Annotated in this window: 14 protein-coding genes; 10 read left to right on the forward strand and 4 right to left on the reverse strand. The window is 74.1% G+C overall.

Going from position 1 to position 18,099, the window contains the following annotated elements; all coding sequences use genetic code 11:
- Nucleotides 1-457: 457 nt before the first annotated feature.
- Nucleotides 458-2,167 (reverse strand): beta-N-acetylhexosaminidase, encoded by a 1,710-nt coding sequence (locus tag ACFYPD_RS22705; protein ID WP_387116792.1) that lies wholly within the window; start codon nucleotides 2,165-2,167, stop codon nucleotides 458-460.
- A 308-nt stretch (nucleotides 2,168-2,475) separates the two neighbouring features.
- Here ACFYPD_RS22705 and ppdK point away from each other — a divergent pair, with 308 nt between their 5' ends.
- The 10 genes from ppdK (at nucleotide 2,476) to ACFYPD_RS22755 (ending at nucleotide 14,185) form a co-directional block, all read left to right on the forward strand.
- The gene (gene ppdK, locus ACFYPD_RS22710) at nucleotides 2,476-5,184 is read left to right on the forward strand and encodes a pyruvate, phosphate dikinase (RefSeq protein ID WP_387116795.1); all 2,709 of its coding nucleotides are present in this window, start codon (nucleotides 2,476-2,478) and stop codon (nucleotides 5,182-5,184) included.
- A 125-nt stretch (nucleotides 5,185-5,309) separates the two neighbouring features.
- Nucleotides 5,310-5,660 carry a VOC family protein gene (locus ACFYPD_RS22715; RefSeq protein ID WP_387116797.1) on the forward strand — a complete coding sequence of 117 codons (351 nt, stop codon included), beginning with the start codon at nucleotides 5,310-5,312 and terminating at the stop codon, nucleotides 5,658-5,660.
- Between the two features lie 4 nt (nucleotides 5,661-5,664).
- Entirely contained in the window at nucleotides 5,665-6,909 is a 1,245-nt protein-coding gene (locus tag ACFYPD_RS22720; protein WP_387116799.1) for a deoxyguanosinetriphosphate triphosphohydrolase, read from the forward strand.
- Nucleotides 6,910-6,982: 73 nt separating this feature from the next.
- Nucleotides 6,983-7,822: a siderophore-interacting protein gene (locus ACFYPD_RS22725; RefSeq protein ID WP_387116802.1), complete on the forward strand. Its 840-nt coding sequence runs from the start codon at nucleotides 6,983-6,985 to the stop codon at nucleotides 7,820-7,822.
- A 79-nt stretch (nucleotides 7,823-7,901) separates the two neighbouring features.
- Nucleotides 7,902-9,536: a BCCT family transporter gene (locus ACFYPD_RS22730; protein WP_387116805.1), complete on the forward strand. Its 1,635-nt coding sequence runs from the start codon at nucleotides 7,902-7,904 to the stop codon at nucleotides 9,534-9,536.
- A gap of 66 nt (nucleotides 9,537-9,602) precedes the next feature.
- On the forward strand, nucleotides 9,603-10,577 hold the full coding sequence (locus ACFYPD_RS22735) for an ABC transporter ATP-binding protein (RefSeq protein ID WP_387116808.1): 975 nt from the start codon (nucleotides 9,603-9,605) through the stop codon (nucleotides 10,575-10,577).
- Nucleotides 10,574-11,425, forward strand: a complete 852-nt coding sequence (locus ACFYPD_RS22740; RefSeq protein WP_387116810.1) for an ABC transporter permease — start codon at nucleotides 10,574-10,576, stop codon at nucleotides 11,423-11,425. Before ACFYPD_RS22735 ends, ACFYPD_RS22740 begins: the two co-directional genes overlap by 4 nt.
- A gap of 10 nt (nucleotides 11,426-11,435) precedes the next feature.
- Nucleotides 11,436-11,687, forward strand: a complete 252-nt coding sequence (locus tag ACFYPD_RS22745) for a helix-turn-helix transcriptional regulator (protein ID WP_262282095.1) — start codon at nucleotides 11,436-11,438, stop codon at nucleotides 11,685-11,687.
- Between the two features lie 69 nt (nucleotides 11,688-11,756).
- Nucleotides 11,757-13,649 carry a DNA primase gene (dnaG, locus tag ACFYPD_RS22750; RefSeq protein WP_387116813.1) on the forward strand — a complete coding sequence of 631 codons (1,893 nt, stop codon included), beginning with the start codon at nucleotides 11,757-11,759 and terminating at the stop codon, nucleotides 13,647-13,649.
- A complete protein-coding gene (locus tag ACFYPD_RS22755) occupies nucleotides 13,649-14,185 on the forward strand; it encodes a hypothetical protein (protein ID WP_387116816.1) in 537 nt (178 codons plus the stop codon). The genes dnaG and ACFYPD_RS22755 overlap by 1 nt, the downstream gene beginning before the upstream one ends.
- A gap of 4 nt (nucleotides 14,186-14,189) precedes the next feature.
- Here ACFYPD_RS22755 and ACFYPD_RS22760 read toward each other — a convergent pair whose 3' ends face one another.
- The 3 genes from ACFYPD_RS22760 to ACFYPD_RS22770 are packed head-to-tail and all read right to left on the reverse strand — an operon-like array spanning nucleotide 14,190 to nucleotide 18,036.
- The gene (locus ACFYPD_RS22760) at nucleotides 14,190-15,158 is read right to left on the reverse strand and encodes a TAXI family TRAP transporter solute-binding subunit (RefSeq protein ID WP_387116818.1); all 969 of its coding nucleotides are present in this window, start codon (nucleotides 15,156-15,158) and stop codon (nucleotides 14,190-14,192) included.
- Nucleotides 15,155-15,547, reverse strand: a complete 393-nt coding sequence (locus ACFYPD_RS22765; RefSeq protein WP_148428814.1) for a roadblock/LC7 domain-containing protein — start codon at nucleotides 15,545-15,547, stop codon at nucleotides 15,155-15,157. The genes ACFYPD_RS22760 and ACFYPD_RS22765 overlap by 4 nt, the downstream gene beginning before the upstream one ends.
- Nucleotides 15,544-18,036, reverse strand: a complete 2,493-nt coding sequence (locus ACFYPD_RS22770; protein ID WP_387116821.1) for a nitrate- and nitrite sensing domain-containing protein — start codon at nucleotides 18,034-18,036, stop codon at nucleotides 15,544-15,546. The genes ACFYPD_RS22765 and ACFYPD_RS22770 overlap by 4 nt, the downstream gene beginning before the upstream one ends.
- Between the last annotated feature and the right edge of the window lie 63 nt (nucleotides 18,037-18,099).

The raw sequence follows: 18,099 nt of genomic DNA on the forward strand, positions 1-18,099 counted from the left end.
GCGGTGGGGTGGTCGCCATCCAACCCGGTGCCGCGAATCGGGCATTCACCCCACCCGGGCATCCCGAAGCCAATCCTCTCGGCGGCACGATCGACCGCGTCCGGTTCGCCCGAGACCGACTCCCTTCCCGAAGATGGCGGGATCGGCCCGGTGCCGGACATCGCCACCTGGCAGACCTGCAGTGGTCACCGGAAGGCTGTACGGGATCTTGGACTTACCGTTCGCCAGGAACGGAAAGTGTCCAAGATTCGCCGCGGGTGACGCGGGCAGCGCAGGCAGCCGGCGGGCCGCCGAGGATGGCGACCTCCTGCGGCAGTCGGTGAGGGGCATATGGGACATGCGGCGCAGCTTGCGTCTGCGGCTGAAGGGGTAGGGCGGCGGGTGAGTGGAACGCCATGGAGGTTTCCAGGGTTTCGAGACCTCCATGGCGTTCCACCGACAGCGCCCGGCGTGGGCGTCAGTGGGTGTCGGCGGTGGTGTCCCCGGTGGGTTGGGTGGGGACCGCGGCGGCTGGAGTGGGCCAGGGGACGTCCGGGGAGGGGTGGAAGGTGATGCCGGCGGCCGTCCAGCGCGGGCCGTGGGCGGCGAGTCGCTCGCGGAAGCCGGCCCAGTCGTGCGTCGACCGGGGTGACCAGCCGAGTTCGGCGACGGCGGGCAGGCGCGGGAAGAGCATGAACTCCACCTCGGCGAGGGTGGTGACCGACTCGGTCCAGAGCGGCGCCTCCACGCCCAGCACCGCCTCGGCCGGTACGCCGGTGAGGTGTGTCCCCGGATCCCAGTCGTACGCGCGCCGCACGTCGATGAGGCCCGCCCAGTCGTGCCCGATCGGGGTGTCGGCGGCGTACTTCATGTCCAGGTAGACGCGGTTGCCGGGGGAGAGGATGAGGCGGGCGCCACGGCGTACCGCCTCGGCGGTCTCGGGATCGTCGCCGTTGGTGCCCCACCACTGGAGCACCCGCCCGTCGACGTGTCCGGCGGGGGCGAGCTGGTGCCAGCCGACCACGGTCTTCCCGGTCGCCGCCACCAGCGTCTGGGCCCGCTCGACGAAGGCGCGGTAGGTGTCGGCAGGCACCTTGAACGCCTCGTCGCCGCCCAGGTGCAGCCAGGGGCCGGGGGTCAGGGCGGCCACCTCGCCGACCACGTCGGCGACGAAGGTGTACGTCCGCTCGTCGGCGGGGTCGACGTAGCTGAAGCCGACCTCGGTGCCGGTGTACGGCGGCGGCGGGACCTTGCCGGGCGCCAGCTCCGGGTAGGCGACGAGGGCTGCGTTGGTGTGCCCGGGCAGGTCGATCTCCGGCACCACGGTGACGTGGCGGCGGGCGGCGTACGCGACGATGCGCCGGTAGTCGGCCTGCGTGTAGAAGCCGCCGGGGCCGCCGCCCACCTCGGTGGTCCCGCCGACCTCGGCGAGCCGGGGCCAGGAGTCGACGGCGATCCGCCAGCCCTGGTCGTCGGTGAGGTGCAGGTGCAGGTGGTTGAGCTTGTACCGGGCCAGGTGGTCGACCACCCGCAGCACGTCCTCGACCGGGAAGAAGTGGCGGGCCACGTCGAGCATCGCGCCGCGGTAGGGGAAGCGCGGCCGGTCGACGATGCTGCCGCCGGGCACCGCCCAGCGTTCGGTGACCGGGGTGGTGCTGTCGACGGCGGCGGGGAGGAGCTGCCGCAGGGTCTGCGCGCCGTGGAACAGCCCGGCCGGGGTGGCGGCGGTGATCCGCACCCCGGACCCGGTCACGTCGAGCCGGTAGCCCTCGTCACCCAGCCCGTCGGCCACGCCCGCCGCCGCATCGCCGGGATTCGCGGTGGCGGTGGCCGCCGCCGACAGGGTCAGCACGAGCCGGCCGTCCGCCACGAGCGCGTCGGCGACCGGCAGGGGGAAGCCGGTGGCGGGGCGCAGCCACTCGGCGAGCTGCTCGGCGACGTCCCGGCCGGCCGGGCTGACCCGGATCGCCGCGTCCGCGGACAGCGTGAAGTCCGCGGTCGGGTCGGGGAGCACCCGCTCCGGGGCGGGCACCACGTCGTCGAGGCGGACCGGCGCGGGCGGGGCGAGCAGGTCGCCGGCGGTGCGGGCGGCGGTGTGGGCGAGTTCGGCGGCGGCGGGTTGCCGGCCGGGGAGGCGGTCGAGCGGCTCGGGACCGCTCTCGGCGGGGGTGGTGGGGATGGTCGGCACGGCGGCGGCTCCGGGGTGTATTTGCGCCGGATATGGCAATGGTCAGGTTCAGCAAAACCAGTGCCGTCAAGGGTACGAGGGGAATCGGGATTGCGTGATAGTGCGCGTGGAAGCGTTCCCAAAAACCGGTACGGACGCGGATAGTGGTGACTGTTGTGCCGATTGTCACCGAACGGTCCCAGGCCCCCCGAAGTTCGCTTAACCTTCGCCCACCGATCGCTGACGAGCCGGGATTACCGGTGGTCGCTCCCGGGGTATGTCCGAACTGAACCTTCGTTAAGTGTCAATGGCGCGCGTGGGAGGCTCTGGTGGCACCGCAAGAGACGGTCGAGCACAAGTACGTCTACGACTTCGCCGAGGGCAACAAGGACCTCAAGGACCTGCTCGGCGGCAAGGGGGCCAACCTGGCCGAGATGACCAATCTCGGCCTGCCGGTCCCGCCCGGCTTCACCATCACCACCGAGGCCTGCAAGGCGTACCTGGGGACCGGCCGGGAGCCGGACGGGCTGGCCGCCCAGATTGAGGCGCACCTGGAGTCCCTGGAACGGGGGATGGGCCGCAAGCTCGGTGACCCGCAGGACCCGCTGCTGGTCTCGGTGCGCTCCGGCGCCAAGTTCTCCATGCCCGGCATGATGGAGACCGTCCTCAACGTCGGCCTCAACGACCGCAGCGTGGTCGGGCTCAGCGCCCAGGCCGGCGGCAACGACCGGTTCGCCTGGGACTCCTACCGCCGGCTCATCCAGATGTTCGGCAAGACCGTCTGCGAGGTGCCGGGCGAGGAGTTCGAGCACGCGCTCGACGACGCCAAGCGCGCCAAGGGTACGCAGAACGACCTCGACCTGGACGCCGACGACCTGCGCGGGCTGGTCGACGCGTACAAGAAGATCTTCGCAAAGCACACCGGGCGGGAGTTCCCGCAGGAGCCGCGCGAGCAGCTCGACCTGGCCATCCGGGCGGTCTTCGAGTCGTGGAACGCCGAGCGGGCGGTGGTCTACCGTCGCCAGGAGCGGATCCCGGCCGACCTGGGCACCGCGGTCAACGTGGTGGCCATGGTCTTCGGCAACCTGGGCGCCGACTCCGGCACCGGCGTCGCCTTCACCCGTGACCCCGCCAGCGGCGCGCAGGGCATCTACGGCGACTACCTGGCCAACGCCCAGGGCGAGGACGTGGTGGCCGGCATCCGCAACACCGTGCCGTTGCAGGAGCTGGAGCGGATCGACAAGAAGTCCTACGACGAGCTGCTCGACTACATGGCCCGGCTCGAGGAGCACTACAAGGACCTCTGCGACATCGAGTTCACCATCGAGCGCGGCAAGCTCTGGATGCTCCAGACCCGGGTCGGCAAGCGCACCGCCGCCGCCGCGTTCGTCATCGCCGGGCAGCTCGTCGACGAGGGCCTGATCGACCTGGACGAGGCGCTGCACCGCGTCAACGGCGCACAGCTCGCCCAGCTGATGTTCCCCCGGTTCCGGCTCGACCACGAGTTCCAGCCGGTCGCCAAGGGCATCGGCGCCTCACCCGGCGCGGCCTCGGGCAAGGTGGTCTTCACCTCCGCGCGTGCGGTCGAGCTGGCCGCCGAGGGGGAGTCGGTGATCCTGGTCCGCCGGGAGACCAACCCCGACGACCTCAACGGCATGATCGCCGCCAAGGGCATCCTCACCTCGCGGGGCGGCAAGACCAGCCACGCCGCGGTGGTGGCCCGGGGTATGGGCAAGACCTGCGTCTCCGGCGCGGACGAGCTGGACGTCAACGTGCCGGCGAAGAAGTTCATTGTCGCCGGGCAGACCGTGAACGAGGGCGACGTCGTCTCCATCGACGGCACCACCGGCAAGGTCTACCTCGGCGAGGTCCCGGTCATGCCGTCCGAGGTGGTGCAGTACTTCGAGGGCAGCCTCGACCCGGAGCACATCGACAACCCGCTGGTCCGCGCCGTACACCGGATCATGACGCACGCCGACGCCACGCGGCGGCTGCTGGTCCGGACGAACGCCGACACCGGGGCGGACGCGGCCCGGGCGCGGCGCTTCGGCGCCGAGGGCATCGGCCTGTGCCGCACCGAGCACATGTTCCTCGGCGACCGGCGGGAGCTGGTCGAGCGGCTGATCCTGGCCCGCACCGACGACGAGCGGGAGTCGGCGCTCGCCGCGCTGCTGCCGTTGCAGCGCGACGACTTCAAGGAGATCTTCCGCGAGATGGACGGCCTGCCGGTCACCGTCCGGCTGATCGACCCTCCGCTGCACGAGTTCCTGCCCCCGCTGGAGCAGCTCGCGGTCAACGTCGCCGTCGCGCAGGAGCGCGGCGAGGACGTCGCCAAGGAGGAGGCGCTGCTCGCCGCCGTGCGGCGGATGCACGAGGAGAACCCGATGCTGGGCCTGCGCGGCGTACGCCTCGGTCTGGTCATCCCGGGCCTGTTCGCCATGCAGGTCCGGGCCATCGCGGAGGCCGCCGTCTCGGTCACCCGCGACGGCGCGGTCGCCAAGCCGGAGATCATGGTGCCGCTGGTCGGCGCGGTGCAGGAGCTGGAGACGGTACGGGCCGAGGCCGAGAGGATCATCGCCGAGGTGGTCGGGGACAGCGGCGTCGAGGTGCTGATCGGCACCATGATCGAGGTGCCCCGGGCGGCGCTGACCGCCGGGCAGATCGCCGAGGCGGCGCAGTTCTTCTCCTTCGGCACCAACGACCTGACCCAGATGGCCTGGGGCTTCTCCCGCGATGACGTCGAGGGCGCCTTCTTCTGGCGCTACCTGGAGCTGGGCATCTTCGGCATCTCGCCCTTCGAGTCCATCGACCGCGACGGGGTGGGCCGGCTGGTCCGGATCGCCGCCGAGGAGGGCCGGGCGGCCCGCCCGGGGCTGAAGCTCGGCGTGTGCGGCGAGCACGGCGGCGACCCCGACTCGGTGCACTTCTTCCACGAGGTCGGTCTCGACTACGTCTCCTGCTCGCCGTTCCGGGTGCCGGTCGCCCGGCTGGAGGCCGGCCGCGCGGCGATCACCACCACCGGTTCCGACTCCCGCTGACGGGGTGACGCTTCCGGGGCCGTCGGCGCTTACGTCGGCGGCCCCGCATGCGTCCAGGCGCGCCATTCCGGCCCGCCGGGCGTAACCTGGGCTCCCGCGTACGTGTCGATCAGGAAGGTGGCCGCATGACCAGCGTCTGGGAGAACCTGACGGTCGACGCCCAGGACCCGTCCCGGCTCGCCCACTGGTGGGCGGAGGCGCTCGGCTACCAGGTGATCAGCGACAAGCCGGACGAGGTGGAGATCCGCCGCGCGGCCGACACGCTGCCCGGCATCGTCTTCGTCCCGGTCAGCGGCCCCAAGGAGGGCAAGAACCGGCTGCACATCGACCTGCGCCCGGCCGACCTGGAGGCCGAGGTGGAGCGCCTGGTCGACATGGGGGCTCGGCACGTCGACATCGGGCAGGGCGAGGTGGAGTGGACCGTGCTGGCCGACCCGGAGGGCAACGAGTTCTGCGTTCTGCGGCAGCGGGGATGACGGGTTGACCGGGGGTTCCGGCCCCGACGACGCGGCGCGCCTGGTCACCGAGGCGCCCAAGGACACCGGGTACGGGCGGTCGCCGTACGAGCGGGACCGGGCCCGGGTGCTGCACTCGGCGGCGTTCCGCCGGCTCGCCGCGAAGACCCAGGTGCACACCGCGGGCACCGACGACTTCCTGCGTACCCGGCTGACCCACTCGCTGGAGGTGGCGCAGATCGCCCGGGAGATGGGCGCCCGGCTCGGCTGCGACCCGGACGTGGTGGACACCGCCGGGCTGGCGCACGACCTGGGCCACCCGCCCTTCGGGCACAACGGCGAGGACGCCCTGGACACGCTCGCCGCCGACTGCGGCGGCTTCGAGGGGAACGCCCAGACGCTGCGGGTGCTCACCCGGCTGGAGGCCAAGGTGCTCACCCCGGACGGCGGTTCCGCCGGGCTGAACCTGACCCGCGCCTCGCTCGACGCGGTCGCCAAGTACCCCTGGGAGCGCCGGCCCGGCCGGCGCAAGTTCGGGGTGTACGCCGACGACCGCCCGGTCTTCGCCTGGCTGCGCGAGGGCGCCCCGTCCGGCGACCGGCGCTGCCTGGAGGCGCAGGTGATGGACTGGGCCGACGACGTGGCGTACTCGGTGCACGACGTCGAGGACGGCATCCACGGCGGCTACGTCAGCCTGCGCCCGCTGCTGGTGGACGCCGACGAGCGGCGGGCGCTCTGTGCCGACGTGGCGGCCGCGTACTCCGGGGAGGGCCCCGAGGACCTGGGCGAGGTGCTGGCCGAACTGCTCGCCGAGCCGGTGCTCGCCCCGCTCGCCGCGTACGACGGCAGCCACCGGGCGCTGGCCGCGCTGAAGACCACCACCAGCGTGCTCACCGGCCGCTTCGTGTCGACCGTGGTGGCCGCCACCCAGGAGCGCCATGGTCCCGGCCCGCACCGCCGGTACGCCGCCGACCTCGTGGTGCCGCGCCGCATCCGGGCCCAGTGCGCGCTGCTCAAGGGCATCGCCCTGCGCTACGTGATGCGCCGCCCCGGCGCCGGCCCCCGGTACGCACAGCAGCGGGACATCCTCGCCGACCTGGTGGCCGCCCTGCTCGACCGGGCCCCGGACGCGCTCGACCCGGTCTTCGCGCCGCTGTGGCGGGCCGCCCCGGACGACGCGGCCCGGCTGCGCGTGGTGGTCGACCAGGTGGCCTCGCTCACCGACCCGGCCGCCCTGGCCTGGCACGGCCGCCTGGTGGCGGGCCGCTGACGACCCCTGCCGACCGGTCGGCACTCGGACAGCCCGGTGGGATGGATCAGGGACTTAGGCTAGCCTAAGAAGCATGACGGAGCAGCGCCCGAAGAAGCTCACCGCCGCCACGGTCGTCCGGACCGAGCGGCCCACCCCGCACCTGATCCGCCTCGTGCTCGGCGGTGCGGAGCTGACCGGCCTGCCGGTGGGCGCCTACACCGACCACTACGTGAAGTTCGTCTTCCCGCCGGCCGGGGTGCGCTACCCGCACCCGACCGACCTGGCCACCATCAAGCGCGAGTTCCCGGCCGAGCAGTGGCCGCGGCTGCGGGCGTACACGGTGCGGGCCTGGGACGCGGCGGCCGGCGAGCTGACCGTGGACGTGGTGCACCACGGCGACGAGGGGCTGGCCGGGCCGTGGGCGGCCGGGCTGCGCCCCGGCGACCGGGTGCTGTTCGCCGGCCCCGGCGGGGCGTACGCGCCGGACCCGGCGGCCGACTGGCACCTCCTGGCCGGGGACGAGAGCGCGCTGCCGGCGATCGCCGCCGCGCTGGAGCGGCTGCCCGCCGGCGTGCCTGCCAAGGTCTACGTCGAGGTGGGTGGCCCCGCCGACGAGCTGCCGCTGGCCAGCGCGGGCGCGGTCGAACTGCGCTGGCTGCACCGTGCCGGCCGTCGGGTGGGCGAGCCGCTGGTCGAGGCGCTCCGCGCGCTGGACTTCCCGCCCGGCCGGGTGCACGCCTTCGTGCACGGCGAGGCCAGCGCGGTCAAGGAGCTGCGCCGGCTCCTGCGGGTCGAGCGCGGGGTGCCCCGCGGCGACCTGTCCATCTCCGGCTACTGGCGGCGCGGCATGGACGACGAGGGCTGGCGCTCCACCAAGGCGGCCTGGAACGCCCAGGTCGAGGCCGAGGAGTCGGCGGTCCTCCCCGTCTGATCGGCCCGCCGGCGCCGAGACCCTGGGATCCTGCGTCGTTCTGCCCCGGCGGGGTCACCCGCCCGCTGAGGATGAGGCAATGGCGGAGCAGGCGCGGCAGGACCGGCCGGCGGAACGTGCCGACCGGGTGGTGCTCGGGCTCGGCGTGGGCGGCGTACTCGCGGTTGTCGCCTGGGGGGTCCTCGGCGGCGGGTCCCTGGCGGCGTTCGGGAAGTCCGGGCTGGCCTGGGTGATCGACACCTTCGGCTGGTTCTTCGTGGTGGCCGCGGACGCCTTCCTGGTGCTGTCCGTGGTGCTCGCCGCGTCCCGGTTCGGTCGGATCCGGCTGGGCGCCGACGACGACGAGCCGGAGTTCAGCACGCTGGCCTGGGTGTCCATGATGTTCAGCACCGGCATGGGCATCGGCCTGGTTTTCTACGCCGTCGCCGAGCCCATCCAGCACTACGCCGCGCCGCCGCCCGCCGCCGGGGCCGAGCCGCAGACCGGGCAGGCCGCGGCGACGGCCATGCAGTACACCCTGTTCCACTGGACCCTGCACCCGTGGGGCATCTACGCCGTCGCGGCGCTGGCCCTGGCCTACTCGACCTTCCGCAAGGGGCGGGGCAGCCGGATCTCGGCGGCGTTCGCGCCGCTGCTCGGCGCCCGGGCGTACGGGCCGGTGGGGCAGGCGATCGACCTGCTCGCGGTCTTCGCCACCGTGTTCGGCTCGGCGACCAGCCTCGGGCTCGGCGCGCTCCAGGTCGCGGCGGGCCTGGACAGCGCCACCGGTGTGCCGGACAGCATCGGGGTCGAGCTGGTGGTGATCGCCGCGCTCACCGCCGCGTTCGTGGTCTCCGCGTTCACCGGGCTGCACAAGGGGATCAAGTGGCTGTCGACCAGCAACGTCGTGCTGGCGGTGGGGCTGATGGTCTTCGTCTTCGTGGCCGGCCCGACCATCTACACGCTGGAGGTGCTGCCCGCCTCGGTCGGCGACTACCTCAGCCACCTGGTGGTCATGTCCACCCGGACCGGGGCCTTCACCGACCCGGCCTGGCTGGGCTCGTGGACCATCTTCTACTGGGCCTGGTGGATCTCCTGGGCGCCGTTCGTCGGCATCTTCATCGCCCGGATCTCTCGCGGGCGTACGGTCCGCGAGTTCGTCACCGGGGTGCTGCTGGTGCCCAGTGGGGCCAGCGTCGTCTGGTTCGCGATCATGGGCGGGACCGCGCTGCGGGTGCAGCGCACCGGCCGCCGGGACCTGGTCGCCGACGTCGGGGCGAGCGCCGAGAACGCCCTCTTCGGGCTGCTGCACGCGCTGCCCCTCGCGACGGTCACCACGGCGGTGGCGGCGGTGCTGGTGGCGCTCTTCTTCGTCACCGGCGCCGACTCGGCCGCCCTGGTGCTCGGCTCGCTGAGCTCCCGGGGCGCGCTGCGGCCCCACCGGGGGGTGGTGGTGCTCTGGGGCGTGCTCATCGGGGCGGTCGCGGCGGCGCTGCTGCTGGCCGGCGGCCTGGCCGCGTTGCAGCAGGCCACCATCCTGGTGGCGCTGCCGTTCGTGGTGGTGATGCTGGGCCTGGCGGTCGCCCTGGTGCGGGAGATGGCCGCCGACCCGGCGGTGCGGCCGCGGGCCGGCCTGCGCCGGTCGGGCCTGGCCGCCGCGGTGCGCGCCGCCCGGTCGTACGAGGAGGAGAACCCGCCTCCGGTGACCCGCTGGTTCCATCGACCCGGACGCTGACCTGACCGGTTTCCGACGGTGAGCGGGTGTACCTCGGATTGTAGTAGAGGTGCTACATTTCGCGGTATGACTGCGGTCGAACTGTCGGGGGCCGCCACGGCTCCCCACCCGCCCGACGAGGACCTGGTCCTCGACGTCCGCGACCTCCGCATGCGGTACGGCACCGTCGACGTGCTGCACGGGGTCGACCTCACCGCCCGGCGCGGCGAGGTGCTCGCCCTGCTCGGCCCCAACGGCGCCGGCAAGACCACCACCATCGAGATTCTGGAGGGCTTCCGGCTGCGTTCGGCCGGGTCGGTCCGGGTGCTCGGCGTCGACCCGGGCCGGGGCGACGAGCGCTGGCGCGCCCGGTTGGGCGTGGTGCTCCAGTCCTGGCGCGACCACGGCAAGTGGCGGGTCCGGGACCTGCTGGCCCACCTCGGCGACTTCTACGCGCCGTACGCCACCGACCGGATCGCCCGGCCGTGGCCGGTCGACGACCTGCTGGACACCGTCGGCCTCACGGCGCAGGCGGACAAGCGGGTGGCCCGGCTCTCCGGTGGACAGCGCCGCCGGCTCGACGTGGCGGTCGGCATCGTGGGCCGCCCGGAGCTGCTGTTCCTGGACGAGCCGACGGTCGGCTTCGACCCGGCCGCCCGGCGGGAGTTCCACGAGCTGGTGCACCGCCTCGCCGACCTGGACGAGACCACCATCCTGCTCACCACGCACGACCTGGACGAGGCGGAGAAGCTGGCCGACCGGATCCTCATCCTGGCCGGCGGCCGGATCATCGCCGACGGTTCGCCGGACGAGCTGTCCCGCCGGGTCGCCGGTGACGCGGAGATCCGCTGGACCCGGGGCGGCGAACGGTTCGTGCACGCCACGGCCGATCCCACCGGTTTCCTGCGCGACCTGCTCCGCGAGCACGGCGACCGGGTGCAGGAGCTGGAGGTCCGCCGGGCCAGCCTGGAGGACGCGTACATGGCTCTGGTCTACGAGGAGGAATCCGGGGTCCGGACCGGCCGGGCCGACCGGGTGTGGCAGCAGGGGAGCGACCGATGAACCCGACGATGGCGGCCGTCCGGGCCGGTCTCCGGCGCGGCGTGATAGAGCTGCGCAACACCTTCAGCAACGGCCAGGACCTGTGGAACTACTTCTTCCCGACGGTGGCGCTGCTGGTCACGATGTTCTTCATGCGCGGCTCCACCGTGCCCGGGACCTCCTTCTCGCTCGGCGCCCGTACGCTGCCCAGCGCGCTCGGCATGGGCCTGGCCTTCGGCGGCATGCTGGTGCTCGCCTCACAGCTGGTCATGGAGCGCGAGGACGGCACCCTGCTGCGCGCCAAGGCCACCCCGAACGGGATGCTCGGCTATCTGATCGGCAAGGTCACCTTGATGTCGACGGTGGCGCTGCTGAGCATGCTCCTCCAACTCGTCCCGGCGCTGTTCTTCCTGGACGGGCTCCGGCTGGCCAGCGTGTCGGCCTGGTTCACCCTGCTCTGGGTGGCGGTGCTCGGCCTGGTCGCCACCCTGCCGATGGGCGCGGTCTTCGGCTCGCTGATCGAGAACCCGCGCAACCTCGGGCTGGTCATGCTGCCGAACATGGGCCTGATCGCCCTGTCCGGCATCTTCTACCCGATCAACGGCTACCCCGGGTGGCTCCAGGGCGTCGCCCAGGTCTTCCCGATCTACTGGCTAGGGTTGGGCATGCGCTCGGCGCTGCTGCCCGACAGCATGGCCGCGGTCGAGCTCGGCGGCTCCTGGCGCCACCTGGAGACGTTCGGCGTGCTCGGCGCGTGGGCGGTGCTCGGGCTGGTGCTGGCCCCCGTGGTGCTGCGGCGGATGGCCCGGCGCGAGTCCGGCTCGCGGGTGGCGGCCCGCCGCGAGCGGGCCATGCAGCGGGTCGGATGAGAGGGCGCCGATGAGCGAGGTCGTGCACAACCGGATCGCCGTGCTGCGTGCCGAACGGGGAATCTCCCGGCGGCAGCTCGCCGACGCGCTGGGCGTGCACTACCAGACGGTCGGCTACCTGGAGCGGGGCGAGTTCCGGCCCAGCCTGCACCTGGCGCTGCGGATCGCCGCCTACTTCGAGGTGCCGGTCGAGGTGGTCTTCTCCATCGAACCGTTCCCGCGGATCGGCGACGCCGCCGCCGGGGCCGGCCGCTCGGCGTGACCGGAGGCGGGCGGTGTCCGCCACACGCCCGTCCCCCCGACCGCCGGATCGTCGGTCCGGCAGGGCAGGATGTACGCCGAGGAGGTGGCGGAGATGGCGGGGCGGATCCGGGACGAGGACATCGCGTTGGTCCGCGAGCGCACCTCCATCGACGAGGTCATCTCCGACACGGTGACGCTCAAGTCGGCCGGCGGCGGCAACCTCAAGGGCCTCTGCCCGTTCCACGACGAGAAGAGCCCCTCGTTCAACGTCTCGCCGGCCCGCAACGTCTGGTACTGCTTCGGCTGCGGGGCCGGCGGCGACGCGATCAAGTTCCTGATGGACGCCGAGCACCTGAGCTTCGTCGAGTCCGTCGAGCGGCTCGCCGCCCGCGCCGGCCTCCAGCTGCGCTACGTCGAGGACGACCGTTCGGCCCCGCGCGCCCGCCCCCAGCAGGGGCAGCGCCAGCGTCTGGTGGCCGCGCACGCCGCCGCCGTCGAGTTCTACCGGGCCCAGCTCACCACGGCCGGCGCCCGGGCGGCCCGGGAGTTCCTCGCCCAGCGGGGCTTCGACCGGGCCGCCGCCGAGCGCTACGGCTGCGGCTTCGCCCCCGACGCCTGGGACCTGCTCACCAAGCACCTGCGCCAGCAGGGCTTCACCCACGACGAGCTGGTCACGGCGGGGCTGTCCCGCCCGTCCCGCTCGGGCAGCCTGATCGACCGGTTCCGGCGCCGGCTGCTCTGGCCGATCCGCGACCTCACCGGCGACGTGATCGGCTTCGGCGCCCGCAAGCTCTTCGACGACGACGACGGCCCGAAATACCTGAACACCCCCGAGACGCCGATCTACAAGAAGTCCCACGTCCTCTACGGCATCGACCAGGCCAAGCGGGAGATCGCCAAGCAGGGCAAGGTGGTGGTGGTCGAGGGCTACACCGACGTGATGGCCTGCCACCTGGCCGGCGTGCCCACCGCCGTGGCCACCTGCGGCACGGCGTTCGGCACCGATCACATCGGGGTGCTGCGCCGGCTGCTGATGGACACCGACGCGGTGGCCGGCGAGATCATCTTCACCTTCGACGGGGACGCCGCCGGCCAGAAGGCCGCCCTGCGCGCCTTCGAGGACGACCAGCGCTTCGTCGGGCGTACCTTCATCGCGGTCAGCCCCGACAACATGGACCCGTGCGAGCTGCGCCTGGCCAAGGGCGACCTCGCGGTGCGCGACCTGGTCGCCCGCCGCGAGCCGCTGGTCGACTTCGCGCTCCGGCACATGATCAACCGGTACGACCTCGACACCGTCGACGGCCGGGTGGAGGCGATGCGCCGCGCCGCCCCGCTGGTCGCCAAGATCAAGGACCGGGAGAAGCGCCCCGAGTACGTCCGCAAGCTCGCCGGCGACCTCGGCATGGAGATCGAGCCGGTGCAGCGCGCCGTGCTGGCCGCCGCCAACGGGCAGCCCGCCGGCGCGGCGGCCGCACCCGCCCGCCACGCCCCGGCAGCGCCCAACGTGGACAGTCCGCGCTCGATGGTCGAGCGGGAGGCGCTGAAGCTCGCCCTCCAGGAGCCGGTGCTGGCCGGCCCGATGTTCGACGCGGTCGAGGCGGCCGAATACCGGCACCCGGTGCACGCCGCCCTCCGCGCGGCCATCGCCGCGGCCGGCGGCGCGGCGACGGCCACCGGGGGCGCGGTCTGGATCGAGCAGGTCCGCGACGCCTGCGACGACCTGGCCGGCCAGGCCCTCGTCGGCGAGTTGGCCGTGGAGCCGCTGCGCATCGACGGCGAGCCCGACCCCCGGTACGTCTCGATCACCATGGCCCGCCTGCAGTGGGGCTCGGTGACCGGGCGGATCAAGGACCTCAAGTCGAAGATCCAGCGGATCAACCCGGTGAGCAACAAGGACGAATACTTCGCCCTGTTCGGGGAACTGCTCTCGCTGGAGCAGCACGCGCGGGCGCTGCGCGAGCAGGCCGCCGGAGGGCTGTGATGGGACTGTTCAGTCGCAAGCCCAAGCTGCCGCCCGCCGACCGGCCGCCGTTGCACCACGACGAGCGGGTGCTCGCCTGGGCCGCCGTCGGCAACGGCGAGGGCGACGGCGTCGTGGTGGCCAGCAACCTCGGGCTGTGGCTGCCCGGCCGGGGCGAGCGGATCGGCTGGCACGACGTCCTCAAGGCGGTCTGGTCCGGCCGCGAGCTGACCGTGACCCCCGCCGACCGGGTCGCCGAGCGGGACGGCTACCTCGTGGTCGCCGACTGCCCGGCCGAGACCTACCTGCTGCTCGACCCGGGCGACCTGCCCCACCAGGTGCGGGCCCGGGTCACCCGCTCGGTCGCGTACACCGCGCACCACCCGGTGCCCGGCGGCGCCGGCCGCGTCGCCGCCCGCCGGGTCCCCGGAGTGGACGGGCTGACCTGGACGGTGCGGTACGACCCGGGCACGCCCACCGACGACGAGGCGGTGGCCGCCGAGACCGGCCGGCTCGTCGCCGCCGCCCGGGCCGCCACCGCCCCCGCGAACCTCTGAGCCGTCAGCCGCTGCGGTACCAGCGCGCCGCGCCCGGGTGCAGCGGGATCGGGTCGGTCGCGGCGGCGCTGTCCCGGGTGAAGTTCGCCGCCTCCGGGTGCACCCTGATCAGCTCGCCCTGCCAGGTGAAGAGCACCCGGGTCAGGTCGTACGCGAGCTGGTCCGGCATGTCCGCCGCCACCAGGATCACGTTCGCCACCGTGATGGTCGGGGTGGCCGCCGGGGTGCCGTAGACCTCCTTGGGCAGGATGGCCGTCGTGTAGACCGAGCCGTAGCGGGCGGCCAGCGGTTCGATCAGCTCGGTGAGCGGGAGCAGCCGGAACACCCCGGGCGCGCTGGAGAGCAGGTCGTTGATGCCCGGGGTGGGCAGGCCGCCGGAGAAGAACATCGCGTCCACGCTGCCCGCCCGCATCCGCTGCACCGTCTCCGGCAGCGACAGGTTGAGTCGCTGGATGTCCCGGTCCGGGTCGATCCCGCCGGCGGTGAGCAGCCGCCCGGCGATGATGTCGGTGCCGGACTTCGGCGAGCCGGTGGAGATCCGCTTGCCGCGCAGGTCGGCGAAGCTGTCGATCTTCCCGTCCGCCCGGACGATCACGTGGGTGTAGTTGCTGTAGACCCGGGCCAGCGCGCGTACCGGCTGTGGCTGGCCGTCGAAACCGCCCCGGCCGCTGACCGCGTCCGCGGCCGTGTCGGCGAGGCTGAAGGCGATCTCCATGTCGCCGCCGGCCAGCCGGGTGATGTTCTCCACCGAGGCGCCGGTCGGCTCGGCCCGCGCCTCGTACCCGGGCAGGTGCCGGCTGATCAGGTCCGCGTAGCCGCCGCCGAGCTGGTAGTAGACGCCGGTGGTGTTGCCGGTGGCGAGGAAGATGCGGCCGTCGTGCCAGGCCCTCGGCCCGGTGTCGGCCCCGCCGCAGGCCGCGACCAGGGCGGTCAGCAGGAGGGCGGCGAGCAGCCGCAGCGGGCGGCCGGTCACCGGCGGGCCGCCGGTTCCAGCGCCTCCGCCACCCGCTGGACCAGCGTCGCCGTCTCGTAGCCGATCTGGCCCAGGTCGCAGCCGGGCGCGGCGAGCACCCCGAGCAGCGCCCGTTCGCCGACCGCCATCACCAGCATCACCCCGCCGTCCATGTCGACGATCTGCTGGCGTACCCGGCCGGCGGACATGAGCCGGGCCGCGCCCACGGTCAGGCTGGCCAACCCGCTGATCACCGCGGCGAGCTGGTCCACCTGGTCGGGCGCGAGGTCGGGGGACGCGGCCAGCCGCAGGCCGTCCTCGGACACCGCGAGGGCGTGCGACACGTCCGGCACCTGCTCGGCGAAGTTCGCCAACAGCCAGTCGAGCCCGGCAGTCACGGGTGAGGTCATGGATTTCTCCCGGTGGGTGTGGTGTGCGGGGCACGGCGCGTCGCGCTGGCCACCCCCTCGGCGAGGGCGGACAGGCGGGCGCGTACTACCTCGGGGTCGAGCAGGTCGTCGGCGGGCCGGGGCGGCGGGGCGGTGGTGGGCAGCGGCGCGGGAAGCTGCCCGCCCCGGGTGCGGCGCGGCAGGCCGGCGCCGGTGGTTCCCGAGGGCGCCGGGGAACTCGCCGCCCGGATCCGGGCGGCGCTCGGCGCCAGCAGGGCCGCGCCCGGCGGGCGTACGGCGGCGACGCCCCGGACGGCACCCGCGGGCCGCGGTGGTCCGCCCGCCACCGGCCCGGCGACGGCCGGCGCGCGGTCGGCGGCAACGGTCGCTGCCCGGTCGTCCGTCGCCGTGCCGGGCGGCGACCGGAGCCCCAGGGCGGCCGGCTCGGGGGCGGTGGCGACCAGGTCCCGGGTGCCGGTGGCCGGCCGCAGCGGCGTCGGGCCGCTGGCGCGGGGCCGGAACCAGGGCGCCGGGCGGCCGGTCGGTTGGCCGCGCTCGGCGGCCGGCCGCCGGGTCACCGACTCGACCCGGGTGAGTACCGACTCGGGCACCTCCACCTGGGCGATCGTGCCGCTGGCGGTGTGGTGCAGCTGCACCCGGATCCCGTGCCGGGCGGCCAGGTGGGCCACCACGTGCAGGCCCATGCTGCCGGCCGCGGCGCTGGACAGCGTGGCCGGGGCGGCGAGCCGCTCGTTGATGGTGGCCAGCCGGGTCTCGCTGATGCCGATGCCCTGGTCGTGCACCCGCAGGGTGAGCCCGTCCACGGTGCGCCGCCCGTCGACCAGCACCCGGGCGTCCGGTGGCGAGTAGACGGTGGCGTTCTCCAGCAGCTCGGCCAGCAGGTGCACCAGGTTGCCGGCCGCCGCGCCGTGCACGGCGGCTCTCGGCACGTCGATCTCCACGCGCGGGTAGTCCTCGATCTCGGAGGCGGCCGCCCGGATCACGTCGTACAGGAGCAGCGCGCCCTCGTGCCCACGGCCGGGTTCGCCGCCGGCGAGCACCAGCAGGTTCTCCCCGTTACGGCGCAGCCGGGCGGCCAGGTGGTCCAGGGCGAAGAGCCGGGCCAGCGCGTCCGGGTCGGTCTCCTCGCGTTCGAACTCGTCCAGCAGGCGCAGCTGGCGGGTGATGAGCGTACGGATCCGGCGGGCCAGCGCCTCGGCCATCCGGGTCACGTCGAGCCGCAGCTCGGCCTGCTCACCGGCGAGCCGGAGCGCGGCCTTGTTGACCGTGTCGAACGCCTCGGCCACCTGGGCCACCTCGTCCCGGCCCCGACGGATCCCGTCGGTCAGCCGGGTCGCCGTGCCCGGGCCCGGCGCGCCCTCGCCCGCGGCGATCGCGGTGATCCGGTCCGGCAGCTCCCGGTTGGCCATGGTGAGCGCCGCGACCCGCAGCCGGCGCAGCCGCCGGCTGGTCCGGACCGCCAGCAGCACGGCGGTGAGCAGCGAGCCGAGCGCGACCGTGCTGGTCGCCCCGGCGGTGAACAGGGCCCGCTGCCGGGCGGTCCGGGCCAGCGCGACGCCGTCCCGGTCCAGCCCGTCGGACAGTTCCCGGCCGAGCAGGTTGTAGCGGCGGATGGTGCCGCTCTGCGCCACGTACCAGGCGTCGCCGTCGGTCTTCAGCGACTCCGGCCCGCCGTCGCTGTCCAGCACGCCGTCGCGCATCCGCCGGGCCGTCTCCACGTCGGCGCCGCCGACCAGCCGGTACCAGGCGGAGGTGGCCGGGCCGGCGGCGATCCGGAGGAACTCGGCCTGGCGCTGCTCCCGGGCGCCCCGGAGCCGGCCGAGCCGGGCCAGCTCGCCCCGGACCAGCGTGCCCCGCACGAACACCCCGCGCAGCAGGTCGCGTTCCAGCGCCGAGAGGTGTTCCTGGGCGGCCACCGCGGCCACCTCGCGCGCCTCGTTGGCCAGTTCGGCGTCGCGGAGCTGGGCGGGCAGCGCATCGGCGACGGCGAGCAGCGACTCGACCAGCGTCCCGTACGCCGGGTCACCCCGGTCCCCGCCCAGCGCCAGGTCCCGCGTCGGCGCGAGCTGGCCGAGCCGCCCGTCCGCGTCGTTGAGCACCGGGGTCAGGTCCGGTGCGGCCCGCCGGGCGTCCCCGCTGGCCGAGCGGTACCGGGTGACCGCGGCGTCCACCCGGCGTCGCTGCGCGTCGACCAGCGGCCGGCCGGCGGTGCCGCCGCGCTGGCGCAGCGCCGCCGTCTCGCCCAGTTCGCGTTCCAGCTCGTGCACCAGCCGCACCGTGGCGGTGGCGGTGCCGGCGAGCACGCGGGCCCGGTCGGCGTCGGCGGAGGCGTCCAGCGCGGCGTCGGTCTGGGCGGCGCCCAGCACCACCAGGCCGACCGTGGCCACCAGGATCGGCGCGAGCAGTTGGACCCGGACCGAGCGGAGGTGCCCGGTGCGGTCCGCTGGCCGGTGGTGCCGGCGTACGCGGGCGGGGTGGGGCAGCGGCACGGGGGTCTCCCGGGTCGATGTCGGGGGGCCGGGCCCGGACGGTGCGTCCGGGCCCGGCTCGTC

The sequence above is a fragment of the Micromonospora sp. NPDC005299 genome, from assembly GCF_042872345.1.
Lineage (GTDB): Bacteria > Actinomycetota > Actinomycetes > Mycobacteriales > Micromonosporaceae > Micromonospora.